Consider the following 17,453-nt stretch of genomic DNA (forward strand, 5'->3'; position numbering starts at 1 on the left):
GGACATTTTACAAAAAAATGGATAAAAGTAAAATTTCAGCTAAAATTTAGCTGAAATTTTACTGAGGATTATTCTGAAGTCTCTGAGGCTACGGCTGTAAAAAGCACGTCTGATGAGCTATTTAGCGCAGTTTCAACTGAGTCTTGGATGACGCCTATCGTAAAGCCAACTGTGACAAACTGCATAGCGATATCGTTGCCGATGCCAAAAAGTCCGCACGCTAATGGCACTAGAAGAAGCGATCCTCCAGCCACGCCAGATGCGCCGCACGCACCAAGGGCTGAGATGAAGCAAAGAAGAAGCGCATCGCCAAATGTAACTGTGATAGATGGGATAGAATTTACCGCAGTAAGCGCTAGGATGCTAATGGTAACTGCCGCACCGCCCATGTTTATGGTGGCTCCTAGTGGGATAGAGATCGAGTAGAGCTCCTCTTTTAGTCCAAGCTTTTTGCAAAGCGCCATATTTACAGGGATGTTTGCAGCTGAGCTTCTTGTAAAAAACGCTGAGATCGCGCTCTCTTTTAGGCAGATCATCACAAGTGGATAAGGATTTTTCCTAGTTAGTGCAAAAACCATCGCTGGATAGACGATAAATGCCACTACAAGCATCGCTCCAACAAGAACTAAGATAAGTTTTAGATATCCTGCAAGTGCCTCAAATCCAGTGTCATGAATGCTGATAGCAACCATACCAAAGATACCAAACGGAGCTAGTCTGATGATAAATTTAACGATATGAGTTACGCCGTCGCTTATATCTTTAAATACTTTTTTGGTCTCAGGTGTAGCATATCTCATAGCGATACCACCACCTATCGCCCAAGTGATGATGCCTATATAGTTGCCGTTTGCTAGGGCGGTTATCGGATTTTCGACCATTTTATAGATAAGATCTTTTAGCACGTTTGTGATGCCTTGAGGTGCTGACATATCAGCGCTTTGCAGACCTTTTAGCGGTATCTCGATAGGAAATAAAAAGCTAGCAATAACCGCCACAACAGCTGCTAAAAAGGTGCCAACAAGGTAGAGTGTGATGATCTTTTGCATGCCTTTTGTATGGCCAAAATCTTTTAAAATGATAGAGGTTGCAACTAAAACAAATACAAGAATAGGTGCGATCGCTTTTAGAGCGCCTTTAAACAAATCTCCTAAAACCGAGGCTGAAGCAGCGATAGAATCAGCCGAACTAGCCTTTTCTTTGGCCTCATCAAGCTGTTTTGCTTCATCTTGGCTAAGGCGAGTTTTTATGACTTCATCTACGCTTAAGCCACTCTCTTTTTGGATGGTTTGAATTTTAGCTGAGATTTGATTGTAAGGGGTTGCTTGATAATGTGTGTAAAAGCCAACTAGGGCACCTAGGATGATACCAACTAAAATTTGAACGATCAAATTTCCGTCGGCGTATCTTCTTGCAATGTTTTTAAACATATTCATTTGACACCTTAATAAATTAGTTTTTTGTTGATTTTAGCTAAATGATTTTTAAATATAAAGAAATTTAAAAAGATTAATTAGCTTTTTATATAGATTTGTTACAATTGCACGAAAATTTAACCAAGGAAAAGGACTAAAATGTATCTATTTACTTCTGAAGTTGTAAGTCCAGGTCATCCAGATAAATGCGCTGATATCATCGCTGATAGCATTGTTGATACTATTTTAACGCAAGATCCAAATGGACGCGTCGCAAGCGAAGTTTTTGTAGCTGGAAAAAATATAGTAATAGGCGGAGAGATAAACTCAAAGGTAAAACTCTCTTATAAAGACTACGAAAAGATCGTAAAAGATGCTCTTGCGCATATTGGATATGACGGAAAGAGCAACTTTACAAAAGAGCAGTGCTTGCATCCAGACGATATCGAAGTCAAAGTTTGCCTAAATCAACAAAGTCCAGATATAAATCAAGGCGTTGATCAAAGTGACGGCGAGATTGGAGCAGGTGATCAAGGCATTATGTTTGGCTTTGCGAGCTGCGAAGCAAAAGAATTTATGCCAGCAGCTATAACTTATGCAAGAATGCTTTGTGAAAAAGTCTATAAATTTGCCAAAGCAAACCCTGATAAACTTGGTGTTGATATAAAAACACAAGTTACGATTGATTACGGCAGCAAAGATAACTTTGAAAACTGCAAACCTCAAAGCATCCACACTATCGTCGTTTCTGCGCCTTGCGTGGAGAGCATGAAGATAGAAGAGCTTCGCGCACTAATACAAAATTTAATAGACGAAACTGGCCTTCCAAAAGAGCTATATAATAAAGAAAAAACGATCATCTATATAAACCCAACAGGCAGATATGTAAATCACAGCTCGCTTCACGATAGCGGCCTAACAGGCAGAAAACTAATCGTTGATAGCTTTGGCGGATATAGCCCAATAGGTGGTGGCGCTCAGTCAAGTAAGGACTACACAAAGGTTGATCGTAGCGGACTTTACGCAGCACGCTGGATAGCTAAAAACATAGTCGCTGCTGGCCTTGCTAAAAAATGTATCGTCCAAATAAGCTACGCGATCGGCGTTGCAAAGCCAACTTCAGTTAGTGTTGATACTATGGGAACTCACGCAAACGGCGTAAATGACGATATGCTTTCAAATTTTGTAAGCGAGCATTTTTCTCTAACGCCTCGCTGGATAACTAATAAATTTGGTCTTGATAAGCCAAGTAAAGAGACATTTTTATATGCTAAAGTAGCTGCAAAAGGCCAAGTGGGAAATGCAAAATACCCTTGGGAAAAGCTTGATGCAGTCGATACTTTCAAGGCTTTATTAAAAAAATAATCAAAAAAGTGGCTTTATCTAAAAGCCACTTTAAATATCCCTTTTAAAACTCATCCAAAAACGCTTTTTTAGGCTTTATGATCTCGCTTTTTGAGCCATTTACGCTGTGATAGACCGCTTTATTATACTTTGTGGCAAGGTGTTTTATAAGAATCCTTTGAAGCACAGGTTCGCTACTTGGCACAAACCAGCCGTTGTTTGTGATAGCCACGACCACGTCAAATTCGCCCTTATAGAGCTCCTCTCTTGTTGCCTCGTAGCAGATAGCGTTTCTGATCTTAACTCCGTCTATCTCATAGTCGCTAAAATTTTCAGCCTTTTTAAAGTCGCTAGCTCCGCCAAAAAATATCTTATTTACTGCATCTTGCATGAAATTTGGCAGAGGAATTTCTTCTCCAAATGGCACTAAAAATTTCTTATCCATTCGCCTTAGAGTGCCATCTTGAAACAAAAATGCAGAGTTATAAATTTGCTTATTTTCATAAGCAAGCGCACCAGCTACGATGGTTATCTTTTTTGAAAGCTCTTTTAGCTCATCAACAAGCAGTGGCTCATTTGTCATAAACAATGGAAACGCACTCTCAGGAAGCACGATGAGACGTTTTTGCTCGGCTATGGCGCTATTTATCATATCTAAATTTTCATTTGTAAATTTCATGCGCAAGCTTTTATCCCAGCGCACTCTTTGAGCGACATCGGTATTTACTAGCTCCACGTCAAATGGTAGAGTCTTTGCCTCGTTACTTTTAAACTGCAAAGCGGCGATGAGGCAGATAAAAGCTAGGAAAAATTTTAAAATTTTACCTTTTAAACTCAAAGAAATGGCTGCTAAAAATATAAATATAAGCCCTCTAGTATTTGGCTCAAAAGCGCCTAAAACAAGCGTTGCTTCAAGGTTAAACCAGTTAAAACCAAATGGATGCACGTAGCTTATTAAAAATAGCAAAACGGCTCTTAGTGCCACAAAGCTTGGAAAAGAGGCTATCCAAAACAAAAGTCCATAAACAAGGGCTACAAAGAGGATGACAAATGGGATAAGCCAGACAAGCTCATAGTAGATAAAACTAAAGCCAATCCAGTAAAACCACAAAATCCCAGTGAAAAATCCAGCTGCGAAAAAGCCAGCTCTGCTTAAATTTATGATGACGAAAATTCCAGCTAGCGTGAGAAAAGGTGAGATGAAATTTAAAATTTGATTTTCAGCCATAGCTAAAAAAATGAAATTAGAAAGCAAAAAAGCACCGACAAAGGCTTTTATTATAATTTTAGTGCTAAAATGTCCGTTTAAAAATCTTACAAATAAGGAAATCCATGCAAAACGCTGATTTTTTAACATCATTACTACCTCTTGTTGTGCTTTTCGCCATATTTTACTTTTTGGTTATCAGACCTCAACAAAAACAACAAAAAGCCCACGCAGCAATGCTTGCAGCTCTTGACAAAGGCGATAAGATAGTAACTAATGGCGGACTTATATGCGAAGTGATTAAAGCCGAAAATGATTTTATCAAAGTTAAACTTAACGATGATGTAATCGTTCGTGTAGCACGTGAGTTTGTAGCTAAAAAGATCGAAGATAAATAATGCGTAACGCAAGAGTTACATATAGGCTGATTATCTTAATATTAGCCTTGGTTTTTGGTTTTGGCTTTTCGGTGCCATCTTTTTTTCAGACTCAAAGCGGAGCTAAAATTTCGCTAGGACTTGACCTTCAAGGCGGTCTTCATATGCTTCTTGGTGTTGAAACTAACGAAGCCATCCACTCTAAGATCAAGTCAATCGCTGGAAGCATAAATTATTATGCTAAAAAAGAAGATGTGCTCATTGATAAATTTAAGATAAAAGAAGATAGTGTTGATTTTGCGCTACTTGATAGTGACGAAGCCCCAAAGGTTGATAAGGCTTTGGCTGAGATAAAAGGGCTTGATATCAAAAAAGATGGTCTAAACTATCATATCACTCTTACAGAGCAAGAGAGACTTGATACGATCGAGTATGCGATCTCGCAAGCTGTTGAGACCATTAGAAACAGGCTTGATCAGTTTGGTCTAGCTGAGCCAACAGTCGCTAGACAAGGCAAAGATAATATCCTAGTCGAGCTTCCTGGCATAAAAACCGAAGAAGACGAGCAAAGAGCGAGAGATCTTATCGCAAAGGCTGCTCACTTGCAGCTTATGGCAGTTGATGACAAAAGACAAGATCAGGCTAATACAATGAGCGAAGCTGAGGCTGAAAGCTATGGTGACGTAATCTTTAAAGATGCTAAAAATGATCGCGTAAAATACGTTGTTAAAAATATCCCTGTGCTTGACGGCTCTATGCTAACTGACGCAAAAGTTGCATTTTCTCAGCAAAATAACCTACCGATCATAAATTTCACACTAAATTCAGAAGGTGCTAGAATTTTTGGTGATTTTACTGGCGCAAATGTCGGTAAAAGGCTTGCTATCGTGCTTGATGGCAAGGTATATTCAGCTCCAGTTATAAATGAAAGAATAGGTGGTGGCAGTGGCCAGATCAGTGGTGGCTTTACACTTGACGAGGCTCACGACGTAGCGATCGCGCTTAGAAGTGGCGCACTTTTAGCACCTGTTAAGATGCTAGAAAAAAGAAGTGTCGGTCCATCTTTAGGACAAGAGAGTATAAACCAAAGTATGGTAGCTCTTGCTGCTGGATCTATTTTAGTCGTGCTATTTATGCTAGTTTATTATGGAATTTCTGGCGTTTTTGCAAATATCGCGCTAGTTGCAGACGTCGTTATATTAGTCGCTGTCATGGCGCTTTTTGGAGCGACGCTTACCTTACCTGGTATGGCTGGTATTGTGCTAACTATCGGTATGGCGGTTGATGCAAACGTCATCATAAATGAGCGTATACGTGAGCTTTTGCGTGAAGGCGTGGCGATAAGGACAGCCGTTCAAAAGGGCTATGAGCACGCTATGAGTGCGATCATCGACTCAAACTTAACTACTATCATCACAGTTGCTGTGCTTTATGCTTATGGTACTGGCCCAGTTAAAGGCTTTGCTGTGACAATGGCGATAGGTATCATGGCTTCGATGCTAACGGCCATTTTAGGCACACATGGCATGTTTGATGCAGTCATGGACAAGATAGAAAAAAGCGGAAATACCAGACTTTGGTTTGGTTATAAAAGGAGCTAGGGATGCAAATTTTCACTAAGGCAAAAGTTTATGATTTTATGCGGTTTAGATTTGTGTCACTCGCACTTTCTATATTTTTATTTGTTGGTTCGATCTTTTTACTTGCAACAAAGGGCCTAAACTACGGCATCGACTTCTCTGGCGGTACGCTTATCCAGTTAAAATACGACACCAAAGCGCCACTTGATAAAATTCGCGACGCTTTTGGCACAAATGAAGTGCTTAAAAACGCCTCTGTTACTGAGTTTGGAAGCGAAGATGAGGCTGTTATTAGATTTTCAGGATCAAGTTCAAATTTAACTGGTGACATCGGCACTGAGATAAAGCAAATTTTAAAAGATACTGGAAATTTTGAAGTAAGACGTGTTGATATCGTTGGTCCAAAGGTTGGTGACGAGCTTAGGCAAAAGGGCTTGATGGCTCTTGGAATTTCACTAATTGGCGTGCTTCTTTATATCACATTTAGATTTGAGTGGAGATTTGCGCTTGCTGCGATCGCAACTGAAATTCACGATATCGTTATAACTGTTGGTGCTATTTCACTATTTGATATCGATGTAAATTTAGACACTCTAGCGGCTGTATTAACGGTGCTTGGCTACTCGCTAAACGATACGATCATCATTTTTGACAGGATAAGAGAAGGCATAAAAGAGAGCAAGAGAACTGATATCGAGGGCGTTATCAACGAGTCAGTTTCAGCCACACTTTCAAGAACTATCCTAACTTCAGCCACTACGATGATGACTGTTGTTGTGTTATTTTTATTCGGTGGAGATATGATACATGGATTTTCATTTATCCTTATCGTTGGTATAGTTATAGGAACGATCAGCTCGATCTACATCTCATCACCATTTCTTATCTGGTTTAAATTTAGCATCGAACATTTTAGAGCTAGAGAGGCTGAGAAGCAAAGGATCAAAAAAGAGCGTGATAAAGAGCGTGCTATGTTTGAAAAAGGCGTTGTGTAAGGAGGGATAATGAACTGGGGAAAAGTTATCTACATATTTTTTGCGCTGATGAGTCTTACGACTACGGCGGAGTTTTTATATGATAAAAACGAGATCGCCCTTTTTGTGGCAGCTAGTATAAATTTGGTTTCAACTTTGCTTAAGATCGGTGTTAAAAATTTACTTTCAGCTGAGCTTTTTGCTAGCTCGCTGGTTGCTGATTTGCACCTTATACCAGCTTTTGTTATTTTGCAAGTCTCTGAAAATGCGACACTTAGCTATTCGTTAGCTATTGGCGCAGTCATTGCAAATATCTTTTCACTAGCCTTGGTACTAATAGAATCAAGCAAATCACAAGAAGAATTTTAGGAGAAAAAATGGCTGAGAAGAGAAAATATGAGCCTTTAAAGATAGAAAAAAAATGGCAAGAAATTTGGGATAAAAATGATGAATTTGAGCCAAAAGACGACCTAAGCTTGCCAAAAAAATATATCCTAAGTATGTTTCCATATCCAAGCGGACGCATACATATGGGGCATGTGAGAAACTACTCTATCGGCGATGCGCTGGCTAGATCATATAGAAAAAGTGGTTTTAACGTGCTTCATCCTATCGGTTTTGATAGCTTTGGTATGCCAGCTGAAAACGCAGCCATAAAACATAAAATTCACCCTAAAATTTGGACTTATGAAAATATCGACTATATGAAAAAAGAGCTTGCAAGCCTTGGCTTTTCTTTTTCTAAAAAGAGAATTTTAGCCACATCTGACCCGCTTTACACAAAGTGGGAGCAAAGCTTTTTTATAAAGATGTTTGAAAAAGGGCTTGTTTATAGAAAAAATGCCATCGTAAATTGGTGTGAGTACGATCAAACCGTGCTTGCAAACGAGCAAGTAGAAGACGGTAAATGCTGGAGATGCGGTAATGATGTTGTGCAAAAAGAGCTTCCAGGATACTACTTCAACATCACAAAATACGCTAGCGAGCTACTTGAAGATCTAAAACTTCTTGAGGGTAAATGGCCAAATCAAGTCATCACAATGCAAGAAAACTGGATCGGCAGAAGCTACGGCTTGGAGTTTAAATTTAGCCTTGATGAGGCCTCAAAAGAGACTTTAGGCGGTAAATTTGACGGCTTTGAGGTATTTACAACAAGACCTGATACGATTTATGGTGTTAGCTACACAGCCCTTGCGCCAGAGCATCCTATCGTAAAAGCGCTTCTTGAAAGTGATAAATTTGATGAAAGTAAGAAGGCAAAGATAAAAGCAATACTTAATCAAAGCCCAAGAGAGCGTCAAGCAAGCGATAAAGATGGAGAATTTTTAGGAATTTACGTCGTTCATCCACTCACAAATGAAAAGATTCCAGTTTGGGTTGCAAATTTCATCCTAGCTGACTACGGCAGTGGCGCTATTATGGCTGTCCCTGCGCATGATCAAAGAGACTTCGAGTTTGCAAGTAAATTTAATCTACCTATAAAACCAGTCGTAAAGCCGCTTGAGGGTGAGAGTGACGGCTCTAAGGCGTATTCAGAATACGGAGTTGCTATAAATTCTGGGCTTATAAACGGCCTTAGTTCAGAGGATGCCAAAAGCTTTATAATAGAGAAATTTGAAAAAGATGGTCTTGGTAAAAGGATCACAAACTACAAGCTAAGAGACTGGGGAATTTCTCGCCAAAGATACTGGGGTGCGCCAATACCAGTCGTGCACTGCAAATGCTGCGGCGTAGTGCCAGAAAAAGAGGAAAATTTACCTATCGCGCTACCTGAAGATGTCAAGATCACAGGCGAGGGCAACCCACTTGATAAACACCCAACTTGGAAATTTACAAAGTGTCCAAAATGCGGTCAAGACGCGATCAGAGAGACCGATACTATGGATACATTCGTAGAGAGTAGCTGGTATTTTGCTAGATTTGCAAGCGATGAGAAGAGTTGGGAGCAAAAAGCGCTTGATGAAAAAAGTGTGAATTATTGGATGAATGTAGATCAGTATATCGGCGGTATCGAGCATGCGATCTTGCACCTTTTATACGCTAGATTTTTCCAAAAGGTCTTAAGGGACCTTGGCTATCTAAGAGACGATGAGCCGTTTGAAAATTTACTAACTCAAGGCATGGTCTTAAAAGATGGTAAAAAGATGAGTAAAAGCAAGGGCAACGTCGTAGATCCTGATGATATCATAAATAGATACGGCGCCGATACGGCAAGGCTTTTTATCCTTTTTGCTGCTCCTCCTCAAAAAGAGCTTGAGTGGAACGACAGCGCAGTTGAGGGTGCATTTAGGTTTTTAAATAGGCTTTGGGAGAAGGCGCAAACTATCAAAAAGATAGATAAGCTGCCTGAGATAGATCACGAAAGTCTAAATAAAGATGAGAAATTTGCAAGGCTTAAAATTTATGAAGCGCTTAAAAAATCAACTGAGGTTTTTGGCGATACGTTTGCTTTTAACACTTTAATCGCTGCTTGTATGGAGGCACTAAACGCTATAAATGCGCAGGATAATGAGAACGTAAATGCTGAGGGCTTTTTTATCATCTTAAATTTACTAGAGCCTATCGTGCCACATATCGCAAATGAGCTTAGCGAAGAGCTTTTTGGCAGAAAGAATTTTACAAAGATAGCTGTAAAAGAAGAGGTCTTTGTAAAAGATAGCATCGCTCTTGCAGTTACAGTCAATGGCAAGAAAAGGGCTGAGTTTGAAGTAGCAGCGAGTGAGAGTGAGAGTGAAATTTTAAAACAAGCTAAGCAAAATGTGGCTAAATGGCTTGAAGGAAAAGAAATTTTAAAAGAGATTTATATAAAAGGCAAATTAGTAAATTTTGTCATTAAAGGATAAATTTTGAGATATTTTTTAGCGTTTTTTATTGCTATATTTATCTGCGGATGTGGCTATAAACCAGTTTCAAAGATCTCGCAGGATTTGGTTGGAGATAGAGTTTATGTTGATGTTATCATCAGCAAAGAAGAGCCAAAAAATAGTGTCTGGATAAAAGATGCAGTAAAAGAGGGCATGGTCGCAAGGCTGCATAAATCACTATCAAGCAAAGATAGCGCGGATACTTCGATAATAGTTTCGGTAAAAAGTTTAAATTACGAGGCGATCATCTATGATGAATATGGCTATATCACATCTTATAAAGCTCTTTTAACTCTAAACTATGAAACCAAATTTAAAGATGGTCGTGTCATAGATATACCTGCTACTGGCGAGTATGATTTTAGTGTGGCAAGACGTCAAAAGAGCGTAAGATACGCAGATAGCGTCATTAGCGATACTCAAAAGTATGAAGCTATAAAAGAGGCCTCAAAAGAGGCATTTGATGAGTACATCGCAAATTTAGCTGTAAAAGGATATAAAAATGGCAGCAGTAACCGTTAGTCAAATAGTCAAGGAAGCCTTGAGCGAGATAAAAGATCGCCATTTGATGCTAACGCCAGAAAATTACACCGAAGTTTATAATGAAATTTCTAAAAAATATGGCTTTACTACCGAAGAGAGCAAAAAGATAGAAAAATATATCTCAAGGCTTGGTGATGACTATAAAGCGCAAGCTATAAGCCTTCATATAAAAACGGTCGATGAGTTTGTAGCTTTTATGACCGCTAGGCTCTCTCATGGTGCTAAAAATGGCACAGCACAAGTGGTTGATGATAAAAAGTTAAAGTCACTAAACGCCTTTGCAAGAAGAATCCTCCAAGCTATCTCTATGCTTCACAACAAAGATGCAAAAGCTCTAGCAGAGCAGGGCATGCAGCTACTTGCTAGAAGATATGATGAGAAAAATCTTGAAGAGATGTGCCTTAAATGGTTTGACTTTGTAAGCTCTTACGATGCTGAATTTTTGGACTTTTTGAAATATTACGGCGTGAGAGACTTTGACGATCTAAAGACTATGAGCGCTGAGCTTGAGAAATTCTTATCTCAAAAAAATGAAAATGCAGAAGAAAATGCTTTAGTGGAGCTTTTAAATTTTGCGCTTGAGCCTTCTATCACAAAGGAGCTTGGCGAAGAGCTTAGCAGCATTAGAAGCGTTTTGAAGCAAAATCCACAAAGCCTAAATAGCAAAGAAATTCAAGATAAGATAAAGACCTTTGTTGATCGCAGGATAGAAGAGGATAGAAGCGAGATCATCGAAAAAGTGGGCTCGATAAATAACATCTTGCAAAACATAGGCGATAGAATTTCTGACATCGCAGCTAGCTCAAAAAGTAGCTCAGCTAAGGCGCAAAGTATCAAAAACGACCTTAAAAAGGTAAATTTAAATGAGAATAGCATCGATCATGTAAAGAGCATGCTTATCGAGATCGCAGGTGCGCTTGAGATCGAGAGCAAGGAGCTTGGCCTTGAGATGAACAGCAAGCAAGCGACCATTTCTGAGCTTCAAAACAGGGTCACAAGCCTAGAAAAAGAGCTTGAAGCTGCTAAGCTTGAGAGCAAAGAGGACTTTTTGACAAAAGTGGCTACAAAAAGAGCTTTGATGAGTGAAATTCAGCGTATCGAAGAGGCTTATAAGCGTTACGGCACGGACTATTCGATCTGCTTTGTTGATATTGATTTCTTTAAAAAGATAAATGACACCTACGGACACGAGGCTGGCGACGTGATCCTTTCAGCCGTGGCTCAGGTGCTTAAGAAAAATGCTAGAAAGGTTGATTTTGTCGGTAGATATGGCGGCGAGGAATTTGTCATTTTGCTACCAAGTACAAGCCTAAAAGATGGTGTTAGATTTGGCGAGAAGCTAAGAAGTATGATAGAAAATTTCAAATTTATCTATAAAAACGAGCGTATCAAAGTTACCATTAGCTCTGGTGTGGCGACAAGAAGTGCAAATTTAAGTGACACGATGACACTTGAGGGCGCTGATAAGATGCTCTATCTTTCAAAAGAGGGCGGCAGAAACCAAGTCATGCCAAAGATAATCGAGGAAAAATGAGCCTAGCTAAATTTCTTGATGGCAAGCCACTTTACTACAAAGAGATCGACTATGGTAGGATCATAAGGGCTTATGATACGATCAAAGGTCATCTAAAACCTTTTAAGATAATCCACATCATCGGCACAAATGGCAAAGGTAGCACAGGCCGCTTTTTAGCACAAATTTTAAGCCAAAATGGTGCAAAAGTAGGCCACTACACAAGCCCACATATATTTAAATTTAATGAGCGATTTTGGCTAAATGGCGAGGTCGCTAGTGATGAAATTTTGGAGGCTGCTCACGAGCGTTTGCAAGCTCTTTTAAGCGACGAGTACAAGATAAAAACGAGCTATTTTGAGTATATGACGCTGCTTTCTGCGGTGCTTTTTGAGGGTTGTGACTACTTTGTCTGCGAGGCTGGCATGGGCGGCGTGCTGGATGCGACAAATGTCTTTGAAAAAGAGCTAAGTATCTTTACTCCGATCGGCTTTGACCACACGGCGATATTAGGCAATAGCTTAGAAGAAATTTCACGCACGAAATTTGAAGCCATGAGCAAAAGAACTATTTTAAATGATGAGATGAACGAGATAAGTGTGGCTATCGCAAAAGAGATCGCAAGCGAAAAAGGCGCAACTCTGAGCTTTCCAAGAGAAATTTTAACCAAAGAAAATTTAAACGAGATCGCGAACTACGCAGATAAATTTAATCTTCCAGAGTTTTTGCGCTCAAATTTAACTCTAGCCTACGCCGCAGCTAAAATTTTAGATAGCAGCATAGATATCAAAAGGCTTGGCGCTTTATCGCTTCGAGGCAGATGCGAAAAGATCGCTTTAAATTTATATGTGGATGTCGGTCACAACGAGCTTGGTGCAAAGGCTGTGGCTAAGAAATTTAGCCAAGAAGAGTTTAGCGGCAAGAAGCTAACGCTAGTTTATAACTCATTTTTGGATAAAGATTTCAAGGCGGTTTTGGCAGCTCTTAAGCCAGTTATTGATGGCGTGCTGCTTTATCACTACCACTGCGAGGGCAGGGAGCTTGGCGGAGAGCTCATAAACAAAGCGCTAAACGAGCTTGAAATTTCGCATAGAGAGTTTGAGCCAAGCGATATGAATGATATAAAAGAGGCAAAAAACGGCAAAATTTACCTAGCATTTGGCTCGTTTCACCTAGCTGAAGCCTTTTTAAAAGAGTACTATGCAAGCAAAGGTCTATGAGTATCTTTTAACGCACGCCCCACAAATTATCATCTGCGAAGATGACAAAGAGGCGGCACTTTGCGCTGATGCGGCCAGTTTTGCTGGCTTTAGCGCATTTAAACTACCTGATTTTAGAGCTAAAAAAGGCGATGATCTAAGAAGCTTTAACGAAGAGCTCTTTGAAATTTCATCAGTTCTTAGCAAATACTATAAATTTGATGGCAAAAAGATCATCATAAGCCCATTTAGCACGCTTTTAAACCCACTTCCAACGCAAAAAAACCTAGAAAGCTCAACGATCAAGCTAAAAGACAATCTAAATTTAAACGAATTTGCCGACTTGCTCATACGCTTTGGCTACGAGTGCGTCGATATCGTTGAGAGCGTTGGCGAGTTTAGCATACGCGGCGAAGTGATCGACATTTACGGCGTAAATATGGACGATCCTGTTAGAATTTTACTCTTTGGCGATGAGGTGGAGAGCATTAGAAACTACAACACCGCCACGCAAATTAGCAATAAAGCTGAGCTAAGCGAAGCCGAGATCGTGCCATTTATCGCAAATTTGAGCAAAGATGAGTTTGAAAAGGTTAGCCAAAAGATCGAGGATATGCAAAGCGACGCTTTGGTGAGCGATCTAAATTCACTTGGATTTTGGGCGATAGATAGCTTTAGCGACTACTTGAAAGAATTTGACTCAAAGCTTGTTAAAAAGATCGATTTTGAAATTTATGATGCGCCTGAGGAGAAATTTAAGGACATTGAAATTTTGCCTGAGCCAAAGGTCTATAAAGATCTAGAAGTTACTTTAAATTTTGACTTTTTTGAGCTAAACAAAAGCAAAAGCATAACCGTTCTTTCAAGAAATGAGGGGCTTTTTAAGGGCTATGAGCTTGATGGCTTTGCCAACGTAAAGCTTGAAATTTCGCCCCTTGTGGTAAATTTAACCTCAAGCGACAAGATCGTAGTCTCTCTAAATAAATTTGAGAAAAAAAGGCGAGTTAAACGCTCAAGCCTCGTGGTCGATGAGCTAAAAGTAAATGACTACGTCGTGCATGAAGATTATGGTATAGGCCGTTTTTTGGGGCTTGAAAAGATCAAGGTTTTGGGTGCTACGAAAGAATTTGTAGTAATTGCCTACCAAAATGATGACAAGCTTCTTTTGCCGGTTGAACATCTAAATTTGATAGATCGCTACATCGCTCAAAATGGCTCTATGGCGGTGCTTGATCGCTTAGGCAAGGCAAATTTTGCCAAGATAAAAGAGAAGGTTAGAGAAAAACTCTTCGCGATCGCCTCAAAGATCGTAGCGATGGCGGCAAAAAGGGAGCTAATCGCTGGTAAAATTTTACAAAAAGAGGATATCTCTTATCTAAATTTCGTCCAAGACGCTGGCTTTTCATACACGAATGATCAGCAAAAAGCGGTAAATGATATAAAAGATGAGCTAAAAAGCGGCAAGGTGATGGATAGGCTGCTTAGTGGCGACGTAGGCTTTGGCAAGACCGAAGTTGCGATGAATGCCATATTTACCTGCATAAAGTCAGGCTTTAGCGCATTTTTCTTTGTGCCAACGACGCTTCTTAGCTCGCAGCACTACAAGACGTTAAGCCAGAGATTTAGCAAATTTGGCATAAAGGTCTTTAGGCTGGATCGCTTCTCAAGTGCCAAAGAAAAATCAAGCTTGCAAAAAGCACTAAAAGAAAATGAGCCCATAGTTTGCGTGGGTACGCATGCGCTTCTTGGCGTAAAGGCTGAAAATTTAGGGCTTATCGTTGTTGATGAGGAGCATAAATTTGGCGTCAAGCAAAAAGAGCAGCTAAAAGAAATTTCTCAGCACTCACACATCTTAAGTATGAGCGCCACGCCGATACCAAGAAGCCTAAATATGGCGCTTAGCAAGATAAAAACATATAGCATTTTAGCCACTCCGCCAAGCTCGAGGCTGGATGTGAGAACGAGCGTGAGAGAGTGGGACGAAAAGGTCGTCAAAGAGGCTATCATGCGTGAGCTAAGACGCGGCGGGCAGACCTTTTACATCCACAACCACATCGCAGACATCGAGCAGACAGCAAATGAGTTAAGAAAAATTTTGCCAAAGCTTAGAATTTTGATACTTCACTCAAAGATAAATGCGAAAGTCGCTGAAGATGAGATGATGAAATTTGAGCGGGGCGAATATGACTTGCTGCTTTGCACCAGCATCGTTGAAAGCGGCATCCACCTGCCAAATGCAAACACTATAATCGTAGAAAATGCTAATAAATTTGGCATGGCTGATCTGCACCAGCTGCGTGGTCGCGTGGGCAGAAGCGACAAGCAGGCTTATTGCTACTTCTTGGTGGAGGATAAAGATGCCATTAGCAGAGACGCTCTAAAACGACTTGTCGCACTTGAAGGCAACTCATTTTTGGGCGCTGGCTCGGTGCTAGCCTATCACGACCTTGAGATAAGAGGTGGCGGTAACATCATAGGCGAGGCGCAAAGCGGTCACATCGAGGCTATCGGCTACTCGCTATATCTAAAGATGCTAGAAGATGAGATAAACAAGCTTCTTAATCAAGACTCCGCAAAGCTTGACAAGATCGATCTAAAGCTTAGTGTGAGCGCCTTTTTAAATCAAGAATTTATAAGAGAAGATAGGCTAAGGCTTGAAATTTACAGGCGCCTTAGCAAGTGTAAAGAGGTCGCTGAGGTCTATGGGATACAAAGCGAGCTTGAGGATAGATTTGGCAAGATAGATACATTTACAAAGCAGTTTTTAGACCTTATCATCATCAAAATTTTAGCTCTAAAAGCTGGCATAAAGACGATCTCAAACAGCGAACAAAATATACTAATAACAAAAAATGATGACGAGAAGATCAGGCTAAAGTCACGTAGCAAGGACGATGACGATGTTTTGGCTGAAATTTTGGTCTATCTAAGAAAGGATAAGAAATGATAGATTGGGGTGTGAAATACGCAGCGATTTATAAGAGCACAAAAGGGATGTTAAAGCCAGTTGAGGATATCGATTTTGTCGATATCGACTCACTTTATGGACTAGAGAAACAAAAAGAAATTTTGCTAAAAAATACTAGAAATTTTATAGCGGGCGATGAGGCAAATCACGTGCTTCTTTGGGGTGAGAGAGGATGTGGTAAGTCAAGCCTTGTAAGGGCTGTTTTTACTAAATTTTATAAAGAGGGACTTCGCATCATCGAGATTGGCTGCGAGGATCTAAAATATCTTGGCGACATCATCGATGAGATCAGAAAAAGTGAGTTTAAATTTATCATTTTTTGTGACGACCTAAGCTTTGAAAATGGCAGCAATGAGTATAAATTTCTAAAGCCTATCATGGATGGCTCGATCCAAAAACCGCCTAAAAACGTCCTTTTATACGCCACTTCAAACCGCCGCCACCTAATAAGCGAGTTTAAAAGCGAAAATGAAAACTCAGAGCTAATAGACGGCGAAATTCACTACAGCGACGCTACTCAGGAGAAAATTTCGCTCTCGGACCGCTTTGGCCTTTGGATCAGCTTTTATCAAGGCAACTACGATGAGTATTTAAAAATGGTTGATTTTTACTTTAAAGACTACACTGGCGACAAAGATGAGCTTCATACGCTTGCTAAAAATTTCGCTACCCTAAGAGCTAGCAGAAGTGGCAGGACGGCAAAGCAGTTTTATCTAACATTTAAAGAAAATTTCAAATGAGATCAACTGATCTGTTTTTAGCTCTGCTAAATCACAAAAGTAGAAATTTTGATGATCTAAAATGGCCAGGTGAGGGCACTTTTGAGGTCATTTTGGGCGCTATTTTGGTGCAAAATACCAACTGGAAAAATGTAGAAAAAGCTCTAGCTAATCTAAAAAAAGCAGGCAAAGATAGCCTGCAAGGCATTTGCGAGCTTGAAAACAGCGAGCTTGCCACGCTCATAAAGCCAAGTGGCTTTTACAACACAAAGGCAAAACGGCTAAAGACGCTTTGCCTAGCTATAAAAAATGAATTTGAGAGCTTTGAAAATTTCAAAGAAAACGCAAGCCGCGAGTGGCTCATAAGCGTAAAAGGCGTTGGCGCAGAGACTTGCGATGCGATACTTGCTTATGCTTGCGGCAAGCCATATATGGTCGTTGATGCTTATGCGCTTAGGATAATGGCGTATTTTGACTACATTTTTGAGAGCTACGACGAGGCGGCTGAGTGGTTTAGCTCGCTTGATTATGATGAAATTTATAAATTTCTTGATAGCGAGAAATTTGACGAGGTTGAAATTTTAAAGCTCTATCATGCGCTTATTTTGGAGTTTTGCAAGGAAAATTTCAAAGGTAAAATTTTAAGCCAAAGCGGACAAGAGGTGCTTGATAGCATTAAAAATTAAATTTTTATTTTAAATTTAGCGTAAATTAGGACTTTTTATGTTTTATTTTAAATTCTATGCTAAA

14 protein-coding genes are annotated in these 17,453 nt (G+C 39.9%); 12 read left to right on the forward strand and 2 right to left on the reverse strand.

What is annotated here, in order from left to right; all coding sequences use genetic code 11:
• Positions 1 to 68: 68 nt before the first annotated feature.
• Entirely contained in the window at positions 69 to 1,436 is a 1,368-nt protein-coding gene (sstT, locus tag G6W43_RS00775) for a serine/threonine transporter SstT (protein WP_411160777.1), read from the reverse strand.
• A gap of 138 nt (positions 1,437 to 1,574) precedes the next feature.
• On the opposite strand from sstT, the gene metK reads away from it, so the two are divergent.
• Positions 1,575 to 2,780 carry a methionine adenosyltransferase gene (gene metK, locus G6W43_RS00780; protein ID WP_021084435.1) on the forward strand — a complete coding sequence of 402 codons (1,206 nt, stop codon included), beginning with the start codon at positions 1,575 to 1,577 and terminating at the stop codon, positions 2,778 to 2,780.
• Between the two features lie 43 nt (positions 2,781 to 2,823).
• Here metK and G6W43_RS00785 read toward each other — a convergent pair whose 3' ends face one another.
• Positions 2,824 to 4,116, reverse strand: a complete 1,293-nt coding sequence (locus tag G6W43_RS00785; RefSeq protein ID WP_194168917.1) for an apolipoprotein N-acyltransferase — start codon at positions 4,114 to 4,116, stop codon at positions 2,824 to 2,826.
• Here G6W43_RS00785 and yajC point away from each other — a divergent pair.
• From yajC to G6W43_RS00840, 11 genes are read left to right on the forward strand one after another with little or no spacing between them, the layout of a single operon-like run.
• On the forward strand, positions 4,092 to 4,364 hold the full coding sequence (gene yajC, locus G6W43_RS00790) for a preprotein translocase subunit YajC (RefSeq protein ID WP_103617504.1): 273 nt from the start codon (positions 4,092 to 4,094) through the stop codon (positions 4,362 to 4,364). The genes G6W43_RS00785 and yajC overlap by 25 nt on opposite strands.
• On the forward strand, positions 4,364 to 5,944 hold the full coding sequence (gene secD, locus G6W43_RS00795; protein WP_103570025.1) for a protein translocase subunit SecD: 1,581 nt from the start codon (positions 4,364 to 4,366) through the stop codon (positions 5,942 to 5,944). Before yajC ends, secD begins: the two co-directional genes overlap by 1 nt.
• Positions 5,945 to 5,946: 2 nt before the next feature.
• Positions 5,947 to 6,918, forward strand: a complete 972-nt coding sequence (secF, locus tag G6W43_RS00800) for a protein translocase subunit SecF (RefSeq protein WP_009294062.1) — start codon at positions 5,947 to 5,949, stop codon at positions 6,916 to 6,918.
• A 9-nt stretch (positions 6,919 to 6,927) separates the two neighbouring features.
• Positions 6,928 to 7,266, forward strand: coding sequence for a DUF6394 family protein (locus tag G6W43_RS00805; protein ID WP_002942000.1), 339 nt, complete (start codon positions 6,928 to 6,930; stop codon positions 7,264 to 7,266).
• Between the two features lie 8 nt (positions 7,267 to 7,274).
• Positions 7,275 to 9,740 (forward strand): leucine--tRNA ligase, encoded by a 2,466-nt coding sequence (gene leuS / locus G6W43_RS00810; RefSeq protein ID WP_148824813.1) that lies wholly within the window; start codon positions 7,275 to 7,277, stop codon positions 9,738 to 9,740.
• 3 nt (positions 9,741 to 9,743) lie between these two features.
• Entirely contained in the window at positions 9,744 to 10,283 is a 540-nt protein-coding gene (gene lptE, locus G6W43_RS00815; RefSeq protein ID WP_148824812.1) for an LPS assembly lipoprotein LptE, read from the forward strand.
• Complete coding sequence (locus G6W43_RS00820) at positions 10,264 to 11,838, forward strand: GGDEF domain-containing protein (RefSeq protein WP_103594561.1); 1,575 nt, start codon at positions 10,264 to 10,266, stop codon at positions 11,836 to 11,838. The genes lptE and G6W43_RS00820 overlap by 20 nt, the downstream gene beginning before the upstream one ends.
• Entirely contained in the window at positions 11,835 to 13,037 is a 1,203-nt protein-coding gene (locus tag G6W43_RS00825; protein WP_103617475.1) for a glutamate ligase domain-containing protein, read from the forward strand. The genes G6W43_RS00820 and G6W43_RS00825 overlap by 4 nt, the downstream gene beginning before the upstream one ends.
• Positions 13,018 to 15,963 (forward strand): transcription-repair coupling factor, encoded by a 2,946-nt coding sequence (gene mfd, locus G6W43_RS00830; RefSeq protein WP_194168918.1) that lies wholly within the window; start codon positions 13,018 to 13,020, stop codon positions 15,961 to 15,963. The genes G6W43_RS00825 and mfd overlap by 20 nt, the downstream gene beginning before the upstream one ends.
• Positions 15,960 to 16,724, forward strand: coding sequence for an ATP-binding protein (locus tag G6W43_RS00835; protein ID WP_194168919.1), 765 nt, complete (start codon positions 15,960 to 15,962; stop codon positions 16,722 to 16,724). The genes mfd and G6W43_RS00835 overlap by 4 nt, the downstream gene beginning before the upstream one ends.
• Positions 16,721 to 17,389: an endonuclease III domain-containing protein gene (locus G6W43_RS00840; RefSeq protein ID WP_194168920.1), complete on the forward strand. Its 669-nt coding sequence runs from the start codon at positions 16,721 to 16,723 to the stop codon at positions 17,387 to 17,389. Before G6W43_RS00835 ends, G6W43_RS00840 begins: the two co-directional genes overlap by 4 nt.
• Positions 17,390 to 17,453 lie beyond the last annotated feature (64 nt).

This window comes from Campylobacter concisus (assembly GCF_015229965.1).
Lineage (GTDB): Bacteria > Campylobacterota > Campylobacteria > Campylobacterales > Campylobacteraceae > Campylobacter_A > Campylobacter_A concisus_BD.

Coding starts and splice junctions, on each gene's coding strand:
- G6W43_RS00835 (WP_194168919.1), top strand. CDS start 15,960: ATGATAGATTGGGGTGTGAAATACGCAGCGATTTATAAGAGCACAAAA.
- yajC (WP_103617504.1), top strand. CDS start 4,092: ATGCAAAACGCTGATTTTTTAACATCATTACTACCTCTTGTTGTGCTT.
- leuS (WP_148824813.1), top strand. CDS start 7,275: ATGGCTGAGAAGAGAAAATATGAGCCTTTAAAGATAGAAAAAAAATGG.
- mfd (WP_194168918.1), top strand. CDS start 13,018: ATGCAAGCAAAGGTCTATGAGTATCTTTTAACGCACGCCCCACAAATT.
- G6W43_RS00825 (WP_103617475.1), top strand. CDS start 11,835: ATGAGCCTAGCTAAATTTCTTGATGGCAAGCCACTTTACTACAAAGAG.
- secD (WP_103570025.1), top strand. CDS start 4,364: ATGCGTAACGCAAGAGTTACATATAGGCTGATTATCTTAATATTAGCC.
- G6W43_RS00840 (WP_194168920.1), top strand. CDS start 16,721: ATGAGATCAACTGATCTGTTTTTAGCTCTGCTAAATCACAAAAGTAGA.
- G6W43_RS00805 (WP_002942000.1), top strand. CDS start 6,928: ATGAACTGGGGAAAAGTTATCTACATATTTTTTGCGCTGATGAGTCTT.
- secF (WP_009294062.1), top strand. CDS start 5,947: ATGCAAATTTTCACTAAGGCAAAAGTTTATGATTTTATGCGGTTTAGA.
- G6W43_RS00785 (WP_194168917.1), bottom strand. CDS start 4,116: ATGTTAAAAAATCAGCGTTTTGCATGGATTTCCTTATTTGTAAGATTT.
- metK (WP_021084435.1), top strand. CDS start 1,575: ATGTATCTATTTACTTCTGAAGTTGTAAGTCCAGGTCATCCAGATAAA.
- sstT (WP_411160777.1), bottom strand. CDS start 1,436: ATGAATATGTTTAAAAACATTGCAAGAAGATACGCCGACGGAAATTTG.
- G6W43_RS00820 (WP_103594561.1), top strand. CDS start 10,264: ATGGCAGCAGTAACCGTTAGTCAAATAGTCAAGGAAGCCTTGAGCGAG.